This window comes from Escherichia ruysiae (assembly GCF_031323975.1).
GTDB classification, from domain to species: domain Bacteria; phylum Pseudomonadota; class Gammaproteobacteria; order Enterobacterales; family Enterobacteriaceae; genus Escherichia; species Escherichia ruysiae.
Map to the genome: position 1 here is coordinate 981,463 of NZ_JAVIWS010000001.1, position 21,502 is coordinate 1,002,964.

General features: G+C 50.2%; 18 protein-coding genes. 5 read left to right on the plus strand and 13 right to left on the minus strand.

Going from position 1 to position 21,502, the window contains the following annotated elements; translation table 11 throughout:
- Window positions 1–27: 27 nt before the first annotated feature.
- The 6 genes from mglC to folE form a co-directional block, all read right to left on the minus strand.
- Window positions 28–1,038, minus strand: coding sequence for a galactose/methyl galactoside ABC transporter permease MglC (gene mglC, locus RGV86_RS05065; RefSeq protein WP_001275122.1), 1,011 nt, complete (start codon window positions 1,036–1,038; stop codon window positions 28–30).
- A 15-nt stretch (window positions 1,039–1,053) separates the two neighbouring features.
- Window positions 1,054–2,574: a galactose/methyl galactoside ABC transporter ATP-binding protein MglA gene (gene mglA / locus RGV86_RS05070; protein WP_000255048.1), complete on the minus strand. Its 1,521-nt coding sequence runs from the start codon at window positions 2,572–2,574 to the stop codon at window positions 1,054–1,056.
- A gap of 60 nt (window positions 2,575–2,634) precedes the next feature.
- On the minus strand, window positions 2,635–3,633 hold the full coding sequence (gene mglB, locus RGV86_RS05075; RefSeq protein WP_001036964.1) for a galactose/glucose ABC transporter substrate-binding protein MglB: 999 nt from the start codon (window positions 3,631–3,633) through the stop codon (window positions 2,635–2,637).
- Window positions 3,634–3,912: 279 nt separating this feature from the next.
- Window positions 3,913–4,953 (minus strand): HTH-type transcriptional regulator GalS, encoded by a 1,041-nt coding sequence (gene galS, locus RGV86_RS05080; protein ID WP_000628680.1) that lies wholly within the window; start codon window positions 4,951–4,953, stop codon window positions 3,913–3,915.
- A 141-nt stretch (window positions 4,954–5,094) separates the two neighbouring features.
- Window positions 5,095–6,252 (minus strand): DUF418 domain-containing protein YeiB, encoded by a 1,158-nt coding sequence (gene yeiB / locus RGV86_RS05085; RefSeq protein ID WP_000440930.1) that lies wholly within the window; start codon window positions 6,250–6,252, stop codon window positions 5,095–5,097.
- Between the two features lie 16 nt (window positions 6,253–6,268).
- The gene (gene folE, locus RGV86_RS05090; RefSeq protein WP_001139613.1) at window positions 6,269–6,937 is read right to left on the minus strand and encodes a GTP cyclohydrolase I FolE; all 669 of its coding nucleotides are present in this window, start codon (window positions 6,935–6,937) and stop codon (window positions 6,269–6,271) included.
- 257 nt (window positions 6,938–7,194) lie between these two features.
- On the opposite strand from folE, the gene yeiG reads away from it, so the two are divergent.
- Window positions 7,195–8,031: an S-formylglutathione hydrolase gene (gene yeiG / locus RGV86_RS05095; protein WP_000425475.1), complete on the plus strand. Its 837-nt coding sequence runs from the start codon at window positions 7,195–7,197 to the stop codon at window positions 8,029–8,031.
- A 31-nt stretch (window positions 8,032–8,062) separates the two neighbouring features.
- On the opposite strand, the gene cirA is transcribed toward yeiG, so the two are convergent.
- From cirA to yieE, 3 genes are all read right to left on the minus strand, one after another.
- Window positions 8,063–10,054, minus strand: coding sequence for a catecholate siderophore receptor CirA (gene cirA / locus RGV86_RS05100; protein ID WP_085460939.1), 1,992 nt, complete (start codon window positions 10,052–10,054; stop codon window positions 8,063–8,065).
- A gap of 292 nt (window positions 10,055–10,346) precedes the next feature.
- Window positions 10,347–11,816: a lysine-specific permease gene (lysP, locus tag RGV86_RS05105; RefSeq protein ID WP_000253268.1), complete on the minus strand. Its 1,470-nt coding sequence runs from the start codon at window positions 11,814–11,816 to the stop codon at window positions 10,347–10,349.
- Between the two features lie 204 nt (window positions 11,817–12,020).
- Entirely contained in the window at window positions 12,021–12,902 is an 882-nt protein-coding gene (gene yieE, locus RGV86_RS05110) for a DNA-binding transcriptional regulator YeiE (RefSeq protein WP_085460940.1), read from the minus strand.
- Window positions 12,903–13,000: 98 nt separating this feature from the next.
- Between yieE and RGV86_RS05115 the strand changes: the two genes are divergently transcribed.
- The 3 genes from RGV86_RS05115 to RGV86_RS05125 all read left to right on the plus strand — a co-directional run bounded on the left by RGV86_RS05115 (window position 13,001) and on the right by RGV86_RS05125 (window position 16,072).
- Entirely contained in the window at window positions 13,001–14,050 is a 1,050-nt protein-coding gene (locus RGV86_RS05115) for a YeiH family protein (RefSeq protein ID WP_000182060.1), read from the plus strand.
- A gap of 73 nt (window positions 14,051–14,123) precedes the next feature.
- On the plus strand, window positions 14,124–14,981 hold the full coding sequence (nfo, locus tag RGV86_RS05120) for a deoxyribonuclease IV (RefSeq protein ID WP_000873890.1): 858 nt from the start codon (window positions 14,124–14,126) through the stop codon (window positions 14,979–14,981).
- 2 nt (window positions 14,982–14,983) lie between these two features.
- Window positions 14,984–16,072, plus strand: a complete 1,089-nt coding sequence (locus RGV86_RS05125) for a sugar kinase (RefSeq protein WP_001065007.1) — start codon at window positions 14,984–14,986, stop codon at window positions 16,070–16,072.
- A 54-nt stretch (window positions 16,073–16,126) separates the two neighbouring features.
- Here the strand turns inward: RGV86_RS05125 and rihB are convergent, their stop codons facing one another.
- Entirely contained in the window at window positions 16,127–17,068 is a 942-nt protein-coding gene (gene rihB / locus RGV86_RS05130; protein WP_000415410.1) for a ribosylpyrimidine nucleosidase, read from the minus strand.
- Between the two features lie 128 nt (window positions 17,069–17,196).
- On the opposite strand from rihB, the gene RGV86_RS05135 reads away from it, so the two are divergent.
- Window positions 17,197–17,895, plus strand: coding sequence for a transcriptional regulator YeiL (locus RGV86_RS05135; protein WP_085460941.1), 699 nt, complete (start codon window positions 17,197–17,199; stop codon window positions 17,893–17,895).
- A gap of 70 nt (window positions 17,896–17,965) precedes the next feature.
- Here RGV86_RS05135 and RGV86_RS05140 read toward each other — a convergent pair whose 3' ends face one another.
- The 3 genes from RGV86_RS05140 to RGV86_RS05150 form a co-directional block, all read right to left on the minus strand.
- Entirely contained in the window at window positions 17,966–19,216 is a 1,251-nt protein-coding gene (locus RGV86_RS05140) for a NupC/NupG family nucleoside CNT transporter (RefSeq protein ID WP_000353893.1), read from the minus strand.
- Window positions 19,217–19,309: 93 nt separating this feature from the next.
- On the minus strand, window positions 19,310–20,248 hold the full coding sequence (gene psuG / locus RGV86_RS05145) for a pseudouridine-5'-phosphate glycosidase (protein ID WP_001292473.1): 939 nt from the start codon (window positions 20,246–20,248) through the stop codon (window positions 19,310–19,312).
- On the minus strand, window positions 20,236–21,177 hold the full coding sequence (locus tag RGV86_RS05150; RefSeq protein ID WP_001207111.1) for a pseudouridine kinase: 942 nt from the start codon (window positions 21,175–21,177) through the stop codon (window positions 20,236–20,238). The genes psuG and RGV86_RS05150 overlap by 13 nt, the downstream gene beginning before the upstream one ends.
- Between the last annotated feature and the right edge of the window lie 325 nt (window positions 21,178–21,502).

Below are 21,502 nucleotides of genomic sequence, written 5' to 3' on the forward strand. Positions count from 1 at the left end.
TCTTATCCGGCAATCCCTACATTCATATCACTTCTTACGCGCGTATTTCAGTGAATCCAGCGCCACGGCGAAGATAATAATCGCCCCTTTGATGATGTACTGCCAGTACGGATTTACGCCGATGTACGTCAGGCCATAGTTGATGACCGTAAAGATAATTACCCCGGTCACCACGCCAATGACCGTCCCCACACCGCCGCTGAACGATACGCCGCCCACCACGCACGCCGCGATGGCGTCCAGCTCATACATAAAGCCAAGGTTGTTAGTCGCAGAGCCGATACGTCCGGCTTCTAACATCCCGCCGAAGGCATAGAACACGCCAGACAGCGCATAAATCATCAGCAGGTTCAGGCCGACGTTGACACCAGATACTTTTGCCGCTTCCGGGTTACCGCCAATGGCAAAAATGTTCTTACCGAAGCGGGTTTTGTTCCACAACACCCAGACGAACGCCACCGCAATCAACGCGTAGAAGGTGATGTAAGAGAGACGGAAACTCCCCAGCGCGACAAAGCCCTGAGCAAAGGTAGAGAAGCCACTGTCAAAACCAGAAATTGGCGACGCACCCACAAAGTCATAATAGAGCGAGTTGATGCCGTAGACGATAATCATCGTGCCGAGCGTGGTAATGAACGGCGTTACGTTGAGATAAGCGATAATCAGGCCGTTGATTAAACCGATAACTGCGCCAATGGCACAGACAATCAGAATAACCAGTGCAATCGGCATCGTCGCCATTTCCGGGAACACTTTGTTGGCGTTTTCCATCGACTGCAATAACGTCGCGGCTACCACCGCTGCCAGCCCTACCTGGCGCCCGGCAGAAAGATCAGTCCCCTGAGTGACAATTAACCCTGCCACGCCGAGCGCGATAATAATACGTACCGATGACTGGGTGAGAATATTACTTAAGTTCAACAGACTTAAAAAAGTAGGATCCTGGAAAATTATAATCGCCAGCAAAACTAAAAGAACGACGTAAATACCGCCCTCTTTCAGGTAAGTAAGAAAACTTTTCTTATTTAACGCACTCATAGGAAGCCCCTAATCTTAAAGGTGCAAAGACGCAAGACGCAGAATTTCGTTTTGCGTTGTTGTTTTTGTATCGACAATTCCAGAAACGAGACCATTGCTCATCACCAGAATACGGTCTGTTATCCCTAACAACTCTGGCATTTCGGAGGAGATAATAATAATCCCCTTGCCTTTCTTCGCCAGTTCGGCAATTAACTGATAAATTTCAAACTTCGCCCCAACATCAATACCGCGCGTCGGTTCATCGAGCATTAATATTTCTGGTTGCGTTAGCAGCCAGCGACCAATGATCACCTTTTGCTGATTACCGCCGGAAAGTGAACCAATTTGCGTCCGATGCCCCGGTGTTTTTACCCGCATCGAATCAATCACCCACTGGGTATCGCTTTTCATCCGCGAGTTATCCAGTAAACCAACTTTATTTTTGTAGTTGCGAATATTGGAAATTAACGAGTTAAAACCGATATCCAGATAGGCATAAATTCCCGTTGAGCGGCGCTCTTCAGTGACCAGTGCAAATCCGTGGTTAATAGCTTCGTTGGCGTTATGGTTATTGATCTTTTTGCCATGCAGCGTAATGGTGCCAGCCGACTTCTCGCGAATACCAAATAACGTCTCAACGATATCAGTACGTTTCGCCCCCACCAGACCGGCAATACCGAGGATCTCCCCTTTGTGCAGATCAAATGAGACATCGCGGATGGAAGGCTGGCGCAGCGACGTCAGGTTACGCACTTCCAGAATCACTTCGCCTGGCGTGTTTTGTTTGTCCGGGAAACGCTGGTTAAGAGAACGCCCAACCATCATGGCGATGATCTTGTCCATCGTCAGCCCTGCCAGCGGTTCGGTGGCGATCCACTGACCGTCACGCAATACGGTGACTTCATCACATAACTGGAAAATTTCTTCCATTTTATGCGAGATATAAACAATACCGCAGCCGCGCTCTTTTAATTTACGAATAATAGTGAACAGATGATTGACCTCTTTTTCGGTTAACGAAGAAGTCGGTTCATCCATAATCACAATTTTTGCGTTATAGGAAAACGCTTTGGCGATTTCGATCATTTGCATTTGCGAAACAGATAATGTCCCGACCCGCGCACGCGGATCGATATCAATATCCAGTTCATCAAAAATCGCTTTGGTTTCACGGTACATTTTGTCCTGATCGACAAACATGCCTTTGGTGGGATATCGCCCCAGCCACATGTTGTCCATCACCGAACGTTGTAATACCAGGTTTAACTCCTGGTGTACCATCGAAATCCCATTTTCCAGTGCTTCTTTGGCAGAATGAAAATCGATCTCTTTACCCTGGAATAAAATGGTGCCGGAGTCTTTTTGATAAATACCAAACAGGCATTTTAATAATGTTGATTTTCCTGCGCCATTTTCTCCCATTAATGCATGGATAGAATGTGGCCGGACTTTTAAATTAACGTTATCAAGTGCCTTAACACCGGGAAAAGACTTGTTGATACCGCTCATTTCCAGCAAGTATTCCCCGGAAGACGGAGTCGTTGAGCTGACCATATAATTTTACCTTGTTGGCCATACAATAAGGGCGCAGTAAACGACTGCGCCCAATCAGTCTTATTTCTTGCTGAATTCAGCCAGGTTGTCTTTATCTACGCCGACATAAGGAACGCGGACAACTTTATTGTCGATTTTCCAGTTGGTGCCATCAGCCGCACCTTTGCCATCGGCCAGGTTTTTCGCCAGATCAAAGGTCGCTTTCGCCTGGTTGTTAGCATCGTTCAGCACCGTGCCCGCCAGTGCACCGGATTTCACCAGTGCCAGAGCTTCTGGCAGCGCATCGACGCCAAACACCGGAATGCTGGACTTGTTGTGCGCTTTCAGTGCTTCTACCGCGCCCATTGCCATCGCATCGTTGTTGGCAATAACCACTTCGATTTTGTTGGCGTTCGGGCCAGACAGCCACGCATCCATCTTATCTTTCGCCTGAGCGGTGTCCCACATAGCGGTATCTAATTGTAACTGCTCGGTTTTGATACCTTTATCGTTCAGTTCTTTTATCACGTAGGTAGTACGCGCTTCTGCATCCGGATGGCCCGGTTCACCTTTCAGCAGTACGAACTGAATCTGACCGTCTTTGTTAAGATCCCAACCCTGATTCGCCGCCCAGTGTTTAGCAATCAAATCGCCCTGAATAATGCCGGACTCTTTCGAGTCAGTGCCTACGTAGTAGGCTTTGTCATAGCTATCCAGCGCCTTACGGGAAGGTTCTTTGTTAAAGAAAACCACCGGCACGTTTTGCCCACGCGCTTTCTCAATCACCGTACCCGCAGCAGCTGGGTCAACCAGGTTGATTGCCAGCGCCTTCACCCCTTTCGCCAACAGCACGTCAATCTGATCGTTCTGCTTGGACTGGTCATTCTGTGAATCATTCATCAGCAGCTGGACGTCTGGCGCGGCTTTCGCATCTTGTTCGATAGCCTTACGCACCACGGACATAAAGTTATCGTCGTATTTATAAATCGTCACACCAATACGGGTATCTGCAGCGTGTGCAGCGGCACCGAATAACATGCTGGCCATCACAGCAGACAGGGTTAACACCTTCTTATTCATGGTATCTCCGGTTTTTCTTATGCAGGGTAGTGCTTGAGATAAATGCTCGGCGGGGCAGTATAGTTAATGAAGTGTTACTGAACGCCGAAGCTCACGTTTTAAAATTCGTTCTTCCATGCCCGGTAACGCTCCAGAAAACGGCTTTAATTGTTGTTATGACGCTATAACCTCGATAAAAGTGATTATTCACTGTTACATATAGGTTACAACGTTAAAACGGTGCAATCATAGCTATCGCATTGTTAATATACTGTGAAATCACTCACAGATTGAAAGCGGTTACATCGCCTGATTTGTTGAGTTAGTGATCGCCGCCGCATTCTGGCGTGTTGCGACAGAATGCCGACGCACTAACGTCGGCATAAAACAGTGGCTGGCTCGCGGATCAATGTTGCCTGCTGCGCCCTGCAAGGCCAGTTCAGTAGCTAATTTTGCCATCGAAGCAATGGGATAACGCACGGTCGTTAATTGCGGGTCGGTGTAACGGGCGATGGGGATATCATCGAAACCGATGATGGAGAGATGTAACGGAATCGCAATGCCATTATCTTTTAATGCCGTCAGTGCGCCAGCGGCCATATTGTCGTTATAAGCAAACACAGCAGTAAGTTGCAGATTGCGTCCCAGCAGCTCGACCATTGCCGTCTCACCGCCGGGCATGTCCGGCGTGCCGGTGCCAATCCAGCTTTCCGGCGGAACAATATCCTGCTCTTTCAGCGCACTCATCCAGCCGGCTTTGCGCATTGCATCATCTTCAATGCCGTGGCTGGAAGAAAGATAACCGATGCGTTGATGACCGTTATTCAGCAACATACGCGTCGCCATTCGGGCACCGCTGAGATTATCCAGGCAAACGCAACGATGGGCGTAACCCGGTACAACGCGATTGATCAGCACCATACCGGGAATGTTGTCCATAAACTGCGCCAGTTCGTCGTCGCTTAACGCTTTCGAATGAACAATCAACGCATTACAACGCTGGCGAATTAACACCTCGATGGCGTGACGCTCTTTTTCCGCTTCATGATAGCTGTTGCCAATCAACACATATTTCTGATGCTGTTGGGCGACGAGATCGACGGCTTTCACCAGTGCGCCAAAAAACGCATCAGAAACGTCCATCACCACCACGCCAACGGTATCACTCACCTGAGTTGCCAGCGCCTGGGCATTGGCGTTTGGTCGGTAATCCAGTTCGCTTACGGCTTTCATTACCGCTTCACGCGTTTCTGCACTTACCAGCGTGCTGTTATTGAGCACTCGGGAAACCGTTGCCACAGAGACGCCAGCCTGACGCGCTACATCACGAATGGTGATCATATTCACTACCTGTTGTGAGATTGCAGTAGGTTACTGCTTGCTGGCGGCTATTTTGTCAGCACTGAATACAGGACTTCGTGAATCGAGTCACAGCAATGGAAACGGTTACAACCATTTTGTTAATGAATGTGATCAAGATCGTTATCTTGATGTTTTGGACAATGCAGGTCCCGCAGCACGGAGGGTGAGCTGACGCCAGAGCCATTCTATCGGCCCCTGACGGAAGTAACGTAGCCAGATAACAGAGAAAAGGATATTCGCCAGCCATACCGGAATAACAAACGCCAGCAATTCCAGACGGTCAAACTGCATAAACAAACCGAAGTGGTAAAATAGTGTGGTACAAATCAGCGTTTGTAACAGGTAGTTGGTCAGCGCCATCCGTCCGACGCAGGCGATCGCCAGCACCAGCTTAAAACGGCTTAATTGCGGCCAGTAGCCGAACAGCAACGACGCATAACCCATCGCCTGAAATGGCGCACTCAGTTCACGCGGCATCTGAAGTAAGAAGGCGCACCAGCGATACGCCCAGTCCAGCCGCCATTGTAGTGCGATAGCAGGAAGGTTAATCATCAGCCCAATCGCCACCAGCACAAAACCGGTTCGGCGATAGTGGCGCAAGCTGTACTGCCCTTTCAGCCAACCGCTACGCATCAATGCCGCGCCAATTAACATCATCCCCGCCAGTTGCCAGCCATACTGCGCACCCAGTGCCAGTAAACTGTTCCCTACGCCATCGGCACGGTTACTGATGGCTTCCACGCCGCCGTGAAGTTTCCAGTATTTTTCATACAAAATGGCGGACGCATCCGGCGTCCAGGCGCGACTGGTCTGGCTGTCGGAAATCAACCCCAGCAGCAGCAAAACGCCAAGCCCTACCAGATATAGCATGACGCCGGTATTAAACAGGCTTTTTACCGATGGCGCATCGCGCACCAGCCGCCAGCTGATTAAGCCCACCAGCCCGTAAGCCAGCAGAATATCGCCGTCCCAGAATAACAAGCCGTGAATAAAGCCCAACAAGACTAACAGGGTGAGCCGTGACTGGATCCAGCGTCTGCCACGCGGCAGCAGCATTTGCAGCCCCGCACCAAACAGCAACGCAAAAAGCGTGAGGAATTTCACCTGCCCGATGAGATCGAGAAATGCCCATGTCCAGGCGTCAGACGGTGTAATAGCACCGTACCAGGCGGGGTTGAGATAAGCCGCCTTTGGAAGTCCAAAGGCGCTGATGTTAAGAAGCAGGATCCCCAGAATGGCGACGCCGCGAACAAAATCGAGCGTGACGTTGCGCTCCATGGTTCCTGCCTTTTAATCAGTTGTGATGACGCACGGCGCGCAGAAACTCGTGGCGTGTATTCTGACTGGATTTGAACAAACCACCGAGGGAGGTCGTTGTCGTGGCGCTGGTCGCATCGCGGATACCACGCGCTTTCACGCAGTAATGCACCGCATCGATAGAGACCGCCACGTTATTGGTGCCCAGCAGCGTTTGTAGCGCAATGAGAATTTGCTGGGTCAGACGTTCCTGCACCTGCGGACGCTGGGCAAAGAACTGCACAATACGGTTAATTTTTGACAGACCGATCACCGAATCCTTCGGGATGTAGGCCACCGTCGCTTTGCCATCAATAGTGACAAAATGGTGTTCACAGGTGCTGGTCAGAGTGATATCGCGCACGGTGACCATTTCATCGACCTTCATTTTATTTTCAATGAGGGTGATTTTCGGGAAGTTGGCGTAATCCAGACCGGAGAAAATTTCATCGACATACATTTTGGCGATGCGATGCGGCGTTTCCATCAAACTGTCATCAGCCAGGTCGAGATTCAGTAGCTGCATGATTTCGGTCATATGGCCGGCAATAAGGCTTTTGCGCGTTTCGTTATCCATTTCATGCACGGGCGGGCGTAGCGGTGTTTCCAGTCCTCGCGCAACCAACGCTTCATGAACCAGGGCCGCTTCTTTACTGAGTGATGGCATTTATATTTTCTCCTGCAGGTGTGACGCCTCCGCCCTGCGTGGGGGCAAAGTTATTAAGCTGATTAGCAGCCTGATTATTGTGCGTGAGGTGACGCACATAATCCAGTATTCACAGCGATAATTATTGTAATTGCCGCTGCCTTTCAGCCGTAGATGTTAAAACATCGTTATGCATATGCGGAAGTGAAAGTTACTCACAACACACTGAATAAACGGTATGATGAAAAAATTGCAAACAACATAACAAGGAGCCACGCATGGAAATGCTCGAAGAGCACCGCTGTTTTGAAGGCTGGCAACAACGCTGGCGGCACGACTCCAGTACCTTAAACTGTCCGATGACGTTCAGCATCTTTCTCCCGCCTCCCCGCGATAACGCCCCGCCGCCGGTGCTGTACTGGCTTTCGGGATTAACCTGTAATGACGAAAATTTCACCACTAAAGCGGGTGCCCAGCGCGTAGCGGCGGAACTGGGGATTGTACTGGTAATGCCAGACACCAGCCCGCGCGGCGAACAGGTTGCCAATGATGACGGCTACGATTTAGGCCAGGGCGCAGGGTTTTATCTTAACGCTACGCAACCGCCGTGGTCGGCGCATTATCGGATGTATGATTATCTGCGTGATGAATTACCTGCGCTGATTCAGTCGCAATTTAACGTCAGCGATCGCTGCGCCATTAGCGGTCATTCAATGGGCGGTCACGGTGCGCTGATTATGGCGCTGAAAAACCCAGGTAAATACACCAGCGTTTCTGCCTTTGCGCCGATTGTGAATCCGTGCAGCGTCCCGTGGGGAATCAAAGCGTTTAGCGCCTATCTGGGCGAGGATAAAAATGACTGGGAGGAATGGGACAGTTGCGCGCTGATGTACGCCAGTAATGCGCAGGATGCGATCCCGACGCTTATTGATCAGGGTGATAGCGATCAGTTTCTTGCCGACCAACTCCAGCCTGCGGTGCTGGCAGAGGCCGCACGCCAGAAAGCGTGGCCAATGACGTTACGTATTCAGCCGGGTTATGACCACAGTTACTACTTCATTGCCTCTTTTATAGAGGATCATCTGCGCTTCCATGCGCAGCATTTACTGAAGTAAAACTTAGCCCGGTTCGCCGGGCATCTTCTCATCAGAAGCGATAATCCACCGCCATAAAGTAACGACGACCGTCTTCGTTATAGCTGTAGTCATCACGGCTGAGATCTTTATCAGTCAGGTTCAGCACGCCCGCACGCAGTTTGACGTCTTTGGTCAACTGCCAGGCTGCGCCGGTATTCCAGATCGTATAGCCGCCCGGCGTTTTGGCCGTCGCGCTGTCGGCTCGTTTCTGCCCGGTATAGTGGCCAGAAACATAGAATGACCAGTCTTCGAGCGCCAGCGGTTTCCAGTCCAGCGTACCGTTAGCGGTATGGAACGGCAGGTCGGAAAGTGGTTTGTTTTCGCCATTGCTGACATCACGACCATCGTTATAGGTGTAGTTGAGTGACAGTTTCCATTCGTCATTGAAAGGAATTTTCAACTCCGTTTCCACGCCCTGAATCCGCGCTTTATTAACGTTGTAGTAGCTGAATACCGGTATGCGTCGCCCGTTCGCTCCCGTTTCAAAACCGACAAAGTTCTGGTAACCCGGTGCAGCGTTAACGTCAGACGTGCGGCTGATGCTAATACGATCTTTCACATCGTTGCGGAAAACGGTAACGCTGGATTCAACCCCTTCCAGCCAACCATCTTCGCCCATATAGTAAAGCCCCAGCTCCCAACTTTCGCTGGTTTCTGGTTTCAGATCCGGGCTACCCACAATCTTACATGCGCCACGGCAGGAATTGCTCGTCCAGTCAGGGCTAAGTTGCAGCAGAGAAGGCGCTTTAAAAGCTGTCGCCCAGCCACCTTTCACGGTAACGGTGTCGGTAGCGTTATAGACCAGATAGGCACGCGGGCTCCAGTGATCGCCGTAAGTTTCGTGATCGTCCATACGCACGCCGGTCGTCAGCGCCAGCGGCTCGAAGATCCGCCATTCATCTTCCACAAACAGCGCGTACTGGCTGGCAGACGTTTTGGAACTGGTGCCACCGGTCAGGTTTACTGCATCACTAAGTTTGTCGTGACGCCATTCACCGCCAACCGTGACAAACTGATTAATCGCCGTCAGCGGCAGCGTGTATTTGCCATCAACGGTATTGCTTTCAGAGGTAATTGGGCTGCTGTTGCCAGGGTTTTTGTTTTCGACTTTCTCGCCGTAGTATTTCAGTTCGCTGGTGCCGTAATCCCAGCGACCATTATGGCTGACAGAGTAGTTCTGGCGTTCCAGGCGGTTTTTGTCCAGCGAGTCGGAATCACGATCCTGACGGTCGAAACCGTAACCGGCGGTAAAATCGTGATTTTGATTCGGCGTCCAGGCAAATTCGACATTACCGTCGCGGCTGGAGAATCCTTCAATACGCGGAGTCTCTCCGGTATCGGTGGTGGTTGAGTTTTGCGGGTCATCCTTTTCACGTTTAGCCAGGCTGCCGTAGGCTTTCATTCCCAGCACACCATCAATTAATGGCCCACTGGTGAAGAACTGACCATTGTATGTGTCACCACGATCGCGATGTTCCTGAATGGTGGTATCGACCGTAACAGTGCCCGACCATTTCTGACCGATTTTTTTAGTGATGATATTGACCACGCCGCCGAGCGCATCAGAACCGTACAACGAGGACATCGGGCCACGTACCACTTCAATACGTTCGATGGAATCAACCGGGATCCAGTTCAGATCGAAGTCATTGTGACGAAAGACAGCATTGCGGGAGTTAACGCGTTTACCATCGACGAGAATCAGCGTGTAGCTGCTGTCCAGGCCACGAATACTGACGCCCTTGCGGTTATCCCCTTCGTTAGTCAGTTGTACGCCCGGCACTTCTTTGAGGACATCCTTCAGATTCTGTACTGGTTTACGCTGCAGGTCTTCCTGGGTAATGACGCTGATACTTGCAGGTGCATCTTTAAGGTTTTGTTCAACAGAAGATGCTGTGACAACCATCGTCTCGCCATCATCATCAACCGCCAACACAGGCCATGCACAAGAAATTGCGGACAAACACAGCCCGACCCGTACGAAAGGGTTCAACCTAAACATTCCATATCTCCATGAGGTAACTACGAAAATAAAATGGGTTATCGCTCACATCTTCTTCACGTCCCCTTGCGTACGGCAGCATCGCGGTGGACTTTTTTGTATGCAGGTGATCATCCCAGAAAGCTTGAACAGTCTCTGATTTGTCAGCCTTTTTTGATTTCGGCGTAACGATAATGCAAACGATAACAATTATCAATCCAAATGTTAAATTTTATATCCTCGTGTTTTATCAGGGAAATAGAATTGAAAAAGCCCTCTCGGTTGAGAGGGCTTAACAAGGAAGGGTGGAAACTTATTTCTTATCGTTCTGCGGGAACTTCATTTCGCTGTAACGCACGAAGTGGGTTCCTTTAATCAACTTGTAACCAAACCAGATGGCCAGGAACAGCGGGATACCAATATACGTTGCCGCTACGCCGCCCCAGTCGATGGTATCTTTCAGGAACGCCTCGTAGTTCTGGCCCAGGGTAATAATCAGACACAGAATGAAAGCGAAGATCGGTCCCAACGGGAAAAAGCCCGAACGGTACGGCAGGTCGTTAATGTCGTGTCCCTGCAATACATAGCCGCGACGGAAACGATAGTGGCTGATAGCAATCCCCAGCCAGGCGATAAAGCCTGTCATCCCGGAGGTGTTCAGCAGCCACAAATACACCGTCTGGTTACCAAACATGGAGGTCAGGAAACACAGACCGGCAATCACCGTCGTGGCATACAGCGCGTTACGCGGTACACCGCCACGTGACAGTTTGGCGAAAATACGCGGCGCTTTTCCGTCACACGCCAGGGTGTACAGCATACGGGTAGACGCGTACATACCGGAGTTACCCGCCGACAGTACTGCTGTCAGAATGACCGCGTTCATCACCGCCGCCGCAGAAAGCAGCCCCGCGTGCTGGAACACCAGCGTGAACGGGCTGACGCTGATGTCTTTCACATCGTTACGCAGCAGGCTTGGATCGGTGTACGGAATGATCAGGCTGATGATCAGAATCGCAAACACATAGAACAGCAGGATTCGCCAGAATACCTGACGCACCGCACGCGGAATATTTTTCCCAGGATCTTCAGATTCGCCCGCTGCAATACCAATCAGTTCGGTTCCCTGGAAGGAGAAGCCAACAATCATTGCCACGCCGATCATCGCCGCAAAACCACCGGCAAACGGTGCTTCACCTATCGTCCAGTTGCTCCAGCCCACAGGCTGCGCACCTTTGAAGATACCGATAATCATCATCACGCCGACGACGATAAAGATAATCACTGTCGTGACTTTGATCAGTGAGAACCAGTACTCCGCTTCACCAAAGCCTCTGACCGAAATGTAGTTCAGCAGGAAAATGACGCCAAGGAACAGCGCACTCCAGATCCAACCGGGAACATCCGGGAACCACCAGCTCATGACCAGCTGCGCAGCCACCAGGTCAACGGCGATAGTCACCGCCCAGTTGTACCAGTAGTTCCAGCCCAGCGCGAAGCCAAAGCCCTCTTCCACATAGTTCTGACCGTAAGTCGCAAACGAACCAGAAACCGGCATATACGCCGCCAGTTCGCCAAGACTGGTCATCAGGAAGTAGACCATCAGGCCAATCAAAATATACGAGAGCAGCGCCCCGCCCGGACCTGCCTGAGAAATCGTTGCGCCAGAGGCAACAAAAAGCCCCGTACCGATGGAGCCGCCAATGGCAATCATCGTCAGGTGACGCGCCTTTAATTCACGGCGTAAGCCCGGCGCTTCTGTTGTTTTAGTTTCGGAAACCATACAAAAATGCTATCCATCTTAAAAATGAGGCGCGATTGTAGCAGACGATTTGCAATCCTTCCGGTAGAAATGCGCTTTTATAAGAGACCTTCATGATCGCCCAGGAATTATAAGTAAAGCAGTCTATCTCTTTTCTGGCGAATGCATGACGCTGGCGCTGCGTCACGAAATTGACACAGCACCAGCATGTTCCTGTACCGCAATTTAACGCGGCACATTAGCGGGATCGCAATAGTCCAGAAAGCGCCGTAGCGCGTTGGAAAGGTGTTTTTGCCGATGATGGATACGCCACAACGTACGCATCAGGCGCGGTAGAGGGACAGCAACTTCACTTAATGAGCCAGCCTGTAATTGATCTTCAATTACCCGTCGCGACAGGCAACTAATTCCCAACCCATGACGCACCGCATGTTTGATAGCCTCGGAGTTACCTAATTCCATCGCCATCTCAAATTTCGGTAAATGTGACAGCAACAGATAATCGACAATTTCCCGCGTGCCGGAACCGCGTTCGCGCAGGATCCACGGCGCAGCGGCCAGTTGTTCTAAGGTGACCGGACCACGAGCCAACGGCGAAGTCGGCGCGGCGAAAACCACCAGCTCGTCTTCCAGCCACGGCTCAGAAATGATTTCAGTGCTATGGCATGGCCCTTCAATAAAGCCAATATCAACGCGGAAATCCAGCACTGCCTGCATCACGTCCTGGCTGTTACCAACGCTAAGTTCAATCGGCAACTGCGGGTAATCATGGCGATAACGGGCGATAACAGCGGGCAGTATGTAATTACCAATGGTGCTACTGGCATAGACACGAATCGCGCCGTTGTCTTCGCGAAACAGTTGTTCGATTTCGACGGCCTGTTCCAGCAACGCCAGCGCACGCGGATAGAGCAGCCGCCCGTGTTCATTAACAACCAGTCTTTTCCCCACGCGATCAAACAGTTGCACGCCTAGCTGCCCTTCCAGATCGGTCAACGCCGCGCTCACTGCTGATTGCGACAACGCCAGCATCACCGACGCCTGGGTGGTTGATCCACTTTTCAATACTTCTGCAAAAACTTCCAACTGCCGGAGGGTGATGTGCATAGTCGCTTACCACTTATAAAGATTAATTATAAATATATAATCAATTTTATTTTTAAACCAGTTAGTCGTAACCTTATGCCCGGATAAAGGAGAGGGTTATGACGAATATCACCTTACAGAAACAACATCGTACACTGTGGCATTTCATTCCGGGGTTAGCCCTGAGTGCAGTTATCACCGGGGTCGCCCTGTGGGGTGGTTCCATTCCCGCTGTTGCGGGTGCCGGGTTTAGTGCCCTCACTCTCGCAATCTTGTTGGGGATGGTTTTAGGCAACACAGTATATCCGCATATCTGGAAAAGCTGTGACGGCGGTGTGCTGTTTGCCAAGCAACATTTACTACGTCTGGGTATTATTCTTTACGGTTTCCGTTTGACGTTTTCACAAATTGCCGATGTCGGTATTAGTGGGATCATCATTGACGTGTTGACACTGTCCAGCACCTTCCTGCTGGCCTGCTTCCTGGGGCAGAAAGTGTTTGGCCTGGATAAGCACACCAGCTGGTTGATCGGTGCCGGTAGCAGTATTTGTGGTGCTGCGGCGGTACTGGCGACTGAGCCGGTAGTGAAAGCAGAAGCCAGTAAAGTGACTGTGGCTGTCGCAACCGTGGTTATCTTCGGAACCATCGCGATTTTCCTCTACCCGGCAATGTATCCGCTGATGACCCAATGGTTTAGCCCGGAAACGTTCGGTATCTACATTGGTTCTACCATGCACGAAGTGGCGCAGGTAGTGGCAGCTGGTCATGCCATCAGCCCGGAAGCTGAGAACGCAGCAGTTATCTCCAAAATGCTGCGCGTGATGATGCTGGCTCCGTTCCTCATCCTGCTGGCGGCACGTGTTAAACAGCTGTCTCCTGCGAATGGCGGCGAGAAAAGCAAAATCACCATTCCGTGGTTTGCCATCCTGTTCATCGTGGTTGCCATCTTTAACTCGTTCCACCTGTTACCGCAGAGCGTGGTGGATATGCTGGTAACGCTGGATACCTTCCTGCTGGCAATGGCGATGGCGGCGCTGGGTCTGACCACTCACGTCAGCGCGCTGAAAAAAGCCGGGGCGAAACCTCTGCTGATGGCACTGGTACTGTTTGCCTGGCTGATTGTTGGTGGTGCTGCGATTAACTATGTAATTCAAAGCGTCATCGCATAAACCACTACATCTTGCTCCTGTTAACCCGCTATCATTACCGTTTTCCTCCAGCGGGTTTAACAGGAGTCCACATATGAAATACATTGGAGCGCACGTTAGTGCTGCTGGCGGTCTGGCAAATGCCGCAATTCGCGCCGCCGAAATCGACGCTACCGCGTTTGCCTTGTTCACCAAAAATCAACGTCAGTGGCGTGCCGCACCGCTCACGACGCAAACCATCGATGAATTCAAAGCCGCCTGTGAAAAATATCACTACACGTCGGCGCAAATTCTTCCCCACGACAGTTATCTGATTAACCTCGGACATCCGGTCACTGAAGCTCTGGAAAAATCGCGCGATGCGTTTATAGATGAAATGCAGCGTTGCGAACAACTGGGACTTTCTTTGCTCAACTTCCACCCAGGCAGCCATCTGATGCAGATTTCAGAAGAGGATTGTCTGGCGCGCATTGCCGAATCCATCAATATTGCGCTGGATAAAACACAAGGCGTGACAGCGGTGATTGAAAACACCGCCGGTCAGGGCAGCAACTTAGGGTTTAAATTCGAACATCTCGCGGCGATTATCGATGGCGTGGAAGATAAATCCCGCGTCGGCGTCTGCATTGATACCTGCCATGCTTTCGCTGCAGGGTATGATTTGCGTACTCCAGCCGAATGCGAGAAAACGTTCGCAGATTTTGCCCGTATTGTCGGCTTTAAATATCTGCGCGGGATGCACCTTAACGATGCGAAAAGCACCTTTGGCAGCCGCGTTGACCGCCATCATAGCCTCGGTGAAGGCAATATCGGTCATGATGCGTTCCGCTGGATCATGCAGGACGACCGTTTCGACGGCATTCCGCTGATCCTTGAAACCATCAACCCGGATATCTGGGCAGAAGAGATCGCCTGGCTAAAAGCGCAACAAACTGAAAAAGCGGTAGCCTGAAGATGAATAACCGGGAAAAGGAGATCCTTGCAATTTTACGGCGTAACCCGCTGATTCAGCAGAACGAAATTGCGGATATGCTGCAAATCAGTCGTTCGCGCGTTGCGGCGCATATTATGGATTTAATGCGCAAAGGGCGGATTAAAGGCAAAGGTTACATTCTCACCGAGCAGGAATACTGCGTCGTGGTGGGGACAATCAATATGGATATTCGCGGGATGGCGGATATCCGTTACCCACAAGCGGCTTCTCATCCCGGTACGATTCATTGTTCGGCAGGCGGCGTTGGGCGCAATATCGCCCACAATCTGGCGCTGTTAGGCCGCGATGTCCATTTACTCTCTGTGATTGGCAATGATTTTTATGGCGAGATGCTCTTAGAAGAGACGCGCCGTGCTGGAGTGAATGTCTCTGGCTGCGTTCGTTTACATGGTCAAAGCACATCAACGTATCTGGCAATTGCCAATCAAGACGAACAAACCGTATTGGCGATTAATGATACCCATCTGCTGGAACAGTTAACGCCGCAATTATTGAACGGGTCACGTGATTTACTTCGTCATGCGGGCGTAGTACTGGCAGATTGCAACCTGACTGCCGAGGCGCTGGAGTGGGTCTTTACCCTCGCCGATGAAATTCCGGTATTTGTCGATACCGTTTCAGAATTCAAAGCGGGCAAAATCAAACACTGGCTGGCGCATATTCACACCCTGAAACCCACTTTACCGGAGCTGGAAATTTTGTGGGAAAAGGCGATCACCAGCGATGCTGACCGTCATGCCGCAGTGAATGCGTTGCATCAGCAAGGTGTTCAGCAACTGTTTGTTTATTTGCCCGATGAATCCGTTTATTGCAGCGAAAAGGATGGCGAACAATTTTTGCTGACCGCGCCAGCGCATACGACAGTCGATAGTTTTGGTGCTGACGATGGTTTTATGGCGGGCCTGGTATATAGCTTTCTTGAAGGATACAGTTTCCGCGACAGCGCCCGTTTTGCGATGGCCTGCGCGGCAATTTCACGCGCCAGCGGCAGCATAAATAACCCTACCCTGTCTGCTGATAACGCGCTTTCATTAGTGCCGATGGTGTAACAATGTTGCCGGATGCGACGCTTGACGCGTCTTATCCGGTCTTATTATCAACACTTAGTGGGTTTTGATGTAGCCGCGAACGCACTCTTCGACTAATCCCCAGAACCAGTCGGTATCAATAGTGATGCCGACTTTGGTATTGGCGGGCTTGCCAAGAACGCCCAGCTCGTCGCAGACGGTACGCCCGTAGCAAGGGCCGCTATTAACGTCCACTTCGACATACATTTCCTGGGTTTTAATGCCATCAGAGTTGATCAGATAACCTATGCAGGTGGCGTCATGCACCGGGCCGCCAGCCAGGCCGTAGTTTTCGAACTGGGTTTTGAGGGTGAAATTCATGATGTCGCGGAACAGTTCGCCGGCAGGGCCACCGGCCCTTTCCATCCGCGCAATCACATCCGGGGTACACACGGTCTGGTTAGTGAGATCCAGGCCCATCATCACCAACGGAACGCCGGAGGTGAATACCACGCGTGCCGCTTCTGGATCAGCAAAAATGTTGAACTCGGCAGACGGCGTGAAGTTACCTGTACCATAAGCGCCGCCCATCAGCACAATTTCACGGATTTTTGGCAGGATTGCGGGCTGCATACGCATCGCCACCGCGATGTTTGACAGCGGCCCCACCGGCACCAGAGTGATATCGCCTTCGCTTGCCATCAGGGTATCAATGATGTATTTCACCGCATGGGTGCTTTCAGCCTGGCGGGTCAGCGGTTCGAACACCGGGCCATCCAGACCGGTTTCGCCATGAATATTATCGGCAACGATTTGTTTGCGCATAATTGGCTGCGGCATCCCCGCATAAACCGGAACATTAATCTCCAGTTTCTGACAAACATTCAGACCATTAATTAATGTTTTATCAAGCGTCTGATTACCCGCCACAATGGTGATACCTAATAAATCAATCGCCGGATGTTTCGCGGCCATCATTATGGCAATAGCATCATCATGACCCGGATCACAATCCAGAATAATTTTCCTCTTTTCCATTGTTTATTTCCTCTGTTTCAGTTGCGTTATTTTTTGCTACAACAAAGAAATTTCCACCGGCCGATGATTGAATCTTAACAACAGCGTACGTATGCTAAATATGAGAAATCTCATAGCGGATAAACATCGTGAAAGAAATCCACAATAATGAACTTAAGCAGCAACTGATTAGTGAGTCCGCATTTAATGAGTGCTTTTTAACGGATGTTTCAGCCGATACGCGGCTGTTTCATTTTTTAGCGCGTGACTACATTGTGCAGGAAGGGCAACAGCCGTCCTGGCTATTTTACCTGACGCGAGGCCGCGCCAGGCTTTACGCCACGCTTGCCAATGGGCGCGTGTCGCTGATTGATTTCTTTGCCGCGCCCTGTTTTATTGGCGAGATTGAGTTAATCGATAAAGACCATGAACCACGTGCGGTGCAGGCTATTGAAGAGTGTTGGTGTATTGCACTCCCCATGAAACATTACCGTCCGCTGTTATTAAACGACACGCTATTTTTACGAAAACTCTGCGTCACCTTAAGTCATAAAAATTATCGCAATATTGTTTCTTTAACTCAGAATCAATCATTTCCATTAGTGAATCGCCTGGCAGCATTTATATTACTCTCGCAGGAAGGTGATCTTTATCACGAAAAGCATACGCAAGCGGCAGAGTATTTAGGCGTTTCTTATCGACATCTTTTATATGTTCTCGCACAATTCATTCACGACGGTTTATTAATTAAAAATAAGAAAGGATATCTCATTAAAAATAGAAAGAAGTTGTTGGGACTGGCGCTGGAGATGGACCCGGAGAATAAACTCTCCGGGATGATGCAGTAAAAATGATTTGCAATAGCGCGATTACCGGATGCGACGATTGATGCGTCTTATCCGGCCTACAAATCGAGCATTACGCCAGCCCAATAAAGAACCCGGCAATGGTCGCACTCATCAGGTTGGAAAGCGTCGCAGCTGCCAGCGCCCGTAAACCAAGCTGGGCGATTTCCGGCGCACGTTTTGGCGAAATAGCCGAAAACGCCCCAACGACAACACCGATAGAACCAAAGTTAGCAAAACCACAAAGCGCAAAGGAGATAATCGCCACGGTTTTCACTTCCAGCGTGCCACCCGTTTGCAGGTATGGCGAGAAACTCAGGTAAGCGACGAATTCGTTAATCGCCAGTTTCTGCCCAATCAGGCTACCCGCAAGGTTGGCATCACTCCAGTCCACGCCCATAATCCACGCCAGCGGTGCCAGCACATAGCCAAAAATACTTTCCAGAGAAGCATTGGCAAAACCAAACCAGCCGCCAATTCCGCCGATAATGCCATTGATCAGCGCAATAATTGCGACAAACGCCATTACCACCGTCGCCACACCGGCCGCGATTTTCAACCCGGTCATCGCACCGCTCGCCGCCGCTTCGATAAAGCTTTTTGGCGGCGTTTCGCTGAACGACAGATTTTCAAATGTGACCTGCGAAGGCTCGGTTGCCGGGCTAAGAATACGTGCAAACAAAATACCGCCAGGGATCGCCATCAGCGATGCCGCTAACAGATAGTCAATTGGCACGCCCATTCCGGCGTAACCAATCATCATCGAACCGGCAATAGACGCCATGCCGCTACAAATTGCGGTAAACAACTCGTTGCGATTCATACGATCAATAAACGGTTTTACGATCGCCGGGATCTCGTTTTGCCCAAGGAAAATGGTGGTGACCGCGACAAAAGATTCTATTTTGCTGATGTTGAGGGCTTTCTGGAAAATACTGCCAAGAATGCGAATCAGGAGTCCCATCACGCCAATGTAGTACAGCAGGCTGATGAGCGCAGTAACGAAAATAATCGCCGGAAGTACGCGAAAGGCGAAGATAAAGCCCGCGCCGTCAAACAAGACATCCATTTTCGGCCCCACAAGAGAGCCAAAAATAAAGGCGCTACCCGCATCGCTGTAGGACATCACTTTATGGACGCCCAATGCTGCCTGTTCTACCGCCCATTTTCCCGGTGGGAAGTAGAGCATAATGCCGCCAATGGCGATTTGCAGCAGCAGCGCGGCTCCAACCGTGCGCAAACTGATGCTCTTTTTATTCACTGACAACACAAACGCTATTGCCAGTAACACCACCATCCCCACAACACTTCTCATTATATCCATAATGATTTTCCCTTCATGCCCGTAAACCCGGCGCCAGCGCCAGGTTTCGGTTTGTATGATGAGTACGGGCGACGGCTTTCTGCCCGTCAGAAATTAACCCGCGAGACGCTGGTATTCTTTGGCAATTTCGCTCGCCAGAATGGCGTTGTTAAACACCAACTGGATGTTGGATTTCAGGCTGTCGCCACCGGTCAGTTCTGCAACGCGTGCCAGCAGGAACGGCGTGCTTTCTTTACCGATTACACCTTGCTCTTCAGCTTCGGCAACTGCCTGATCAATTGCAGCGTTAATACTTTCTTCCGGCATCGCAAACTGTTCCGGAATTGGGTTTGCCACCACCAGGCCACCGTTCAGACCGCTTTGCCATTTCACCGCCATCGCACGGGCAATTTCGCTGGCGCTGTCGAGACGGATGCTGACTTCAAACGGGCTGGTGCGGCAGAAAAACGCTGGTAATGCTTTGGTCTGATAGCCAATTAACGGCACACCAAAAGTTTCTAAATATTCGGTGGTTAAGCCTAAATCGAGAATAGATTTTGCTCCGGCACAAACTACGGTGACATTAGTGTGCGCCAGTTCCTGTAAATCGGCGGAAATATCGAAGGTATTTTCCGCCCCGCGATGAACACCGCCAATACCGCCAGTGGCAAATACTTTAATTCCGGCAAGCGCCGCAATAATCATGGTGGAAGCCACGGTGGTTGCGCCATTTTTTCCGGCGGCAACAACAAAAGGTAAATCGCGACGGCTAACTTTCGTTACGTTATGTCCTTCACGACCCAGCAATTCAATTTCTTCTTTGCTTAAGCCCACTTTCATCACACCGCCAATAATAGCGATAGTGGCTGGTACAGCGCCCTGCTTACGAATTGTTTCTTCAACTTCAATTGCGGTCTGGGCATTTTGCGGGAACGGCATCCCGTGAGAAATAATGGTCGATTCCAGCGCCACAACCGGTTTTTTGTTTTTTAAAGCGTCCTGTACTTCCGGGGAAATTTGTAATAATTCAGGGGAAATTTTTAATTCAGACATTCTGCGTTCTCCACTAACGATATAACGTTGGCAATCGATAAATCAGGGTTATTGGTGTATTCACAGGAGAGCGCCATTGACGAACATCCCTGTGCAAAACGAACAGATTCGGCAAACGGCATCCCGTCTACCCAACACGAAGCAAGTCCCGCCATCATGGCATCGCCCGCTCCGGTAACATTAATGACATTGGTTTTAATCGGTGCAGACCAGCCGCTTTCGCCGCTGATATCACTATAATAAACACCATCACCACCCATGCTCAGAACCAGTCGGTTCAGGCCATGTTGATGGAACCAGGCGGCAACCTTTGCTACATCTTCACGCCCGGAAAGCGCAATCCCGCTCAGGGTTTCCGCTTCAAGACGGTTTGGCTTCAGGGTATGAATTTGACTTAATCGCTCGCGTACTTTGACGCATTTCCAGGCCGAAACCGGATCGACAAATACCGGTACGCCAGCGGCATTATCCAGAATCCAGACCAATGTCTCTTCACTGATATTACAGTCTGCGACAATGACCTTTGCCCCCTGAATAAATTCACGGTGCTGTGCGAGATATTCCGCTGAAATACAGTTACTAATATTCATGTCATTTATAGCAACCAGCATTTCACCGGTATTATCGAGTAATGATAAATAGCTCGATGTATTTTCCCCAGGCACAATAAGGCATTTATCGACATAAACACCGGAGTGATTGGTTTGTGTCAGGAGCGATTGACCATAAAAATCACTGCCTACGGCGCTCAGTAGCCAGGCTTTGTTTCCCAGCAACGCCAGATTTTGTGCGATATTGCGCCCTACTCCACCGGGAGTAAATTTTATTTTCCCTGGATTGGAATCCGCATAATTTAATGATTCATGTGAATATCCGGCGACATCAATATTCGCCGAACCTATAATTACGACATAATCCTTTTCGCGCATAGCACGTCCTCTGGTAAAAAATTACCAACCCTTTCAATCCACAAGAATAGAGATAACTGCAAAGACGGTTTAAACATGTGTTCATATTTAAACATGTGCTCATAGTATGCATGTTTTACTTAAAGTAAATTACCGCCAGAGGGGCAAAATGAGCAGATTTGAACAGGCTCACAAAACGCTATTATTGGCGGTTTTAGAAAAAGCGAAGAAATTGTGAAGTGATGCACAGAATGGAAACAATAAAAAAGGGCAGAAATTAATCTGCCCTTGAGGAAATGACGTTACTGTTTGATGAGAGTGTCAGCTTTCTATTGGAAAATAAAAC

Coding starts and splice junctions, on each gene's coding strand:
- mglB (WP_001036964.1), bottom strand. CDS start 3,633: ATGAATAAGAAGGTGTTAACCCTGTCTGCTGTGATGGCCAGCATGTTA.
- yieE (WP_085460940.1), bottom strand. CDS start 12,902: ATGCACATCACCCTCCGGCAGTTGGAAGTTTTTGCAGAAGTATTGAAA.
- yeiB (WP_000440930.1), bottom strand. CDS start 6,252: ATGGAGCGCAACGTCACGCTCGATTTTGTTCGCGGCGTCGCCATTCTG.
- mglA (WP_000255048.1), bottom strand. CDS start 2,574: ATGGTCAGCTCAACGACTCCGTCTTCCGGGGAATACTTGCTGGAAATG.
- rihB (WP_000415410.1), bottom strand. CDS start 17,068: ATGGAAAAGAGGAAAATTATTCTGGATTGTGATCCGGGTCATGATGAT.
- nfo (WP_000873890.1), top strand. CDS start 14,124: ATGAAATACATTGGAGCGCACGTTAGTGCTGCTGGCGGTCTGGCAAAT.
- lysP (WP_000253268.1), bottom strand. CDS start 11,816: ATGGTTTCCGAAACTAAAACAACAGAAGCGCCGGGCTTACGCCGTGAA.
- galS (WP_000628680.1), bottom strand. CDS start 4,953: ATGATCACCATTCGTGATGTAGCGCGTCAGGCTGGCGTCTCTGTGGCA.
- RGV86_RS05140 (WP_000353893.1), bottom strand. CDS start 19,216: ATGGATATAATGAGAAGTGTTGTGGGGATGGTGGTGTTACTGGCAATA.
- psuG (WP_001292473.1), bottom strand. CDS start 20,248: ATGTCTGAATTAAAAATTTCCCCTGAATTATTACAAATTTCCCCGGAA.
- RGV86_RS05115 (WP_000182060.1), top strand. CDS start 13,001: ATGACGAATATCACCTTACAGAAACAACATCGTACACTGTGGCATTTC.
- RGV86_RS05125 (WP_001065007.1), top strand. CDS start 14,984: ATGAATAACCGGGAAAAGGAGATCCTTGCAATTTTACGGCGTAACCCG.
- cirA (WP_085460939.1), bottom strand. CDS start 10,054: ATGTTTAGGTTGAACCCTTTCGTACGGGTCGGGCTGTGTTTGTCCGCA.
- mglC (WP_001275122.1), bottom strand. CDS start 1,038: ATGAGTGCGTTAAATAAGAAAAGTTTTCTTACTTACCTGAAAGAGGGC.
- yeiG (WP_000425475.1), top strand. CDS start 7,195: ATGGAAATGCTCGAAGAGCACCGCTGTTTTGAAGGCTGGCAACAACGC.
- RGV86_RS05150 (WP_001207111.1), bottom strand. CDS start 21,177: ATGCGCGAAAAGGATTATGTCGTAATTATAGGTTCGGCGAATATTGAT.
- folE (WP_001139613.1), bottom strand. CDS start 6,937: ATGCCATCACTCAGTAAAGAAGCGGCCCTGGTTCATGAAGCGTTGGTT.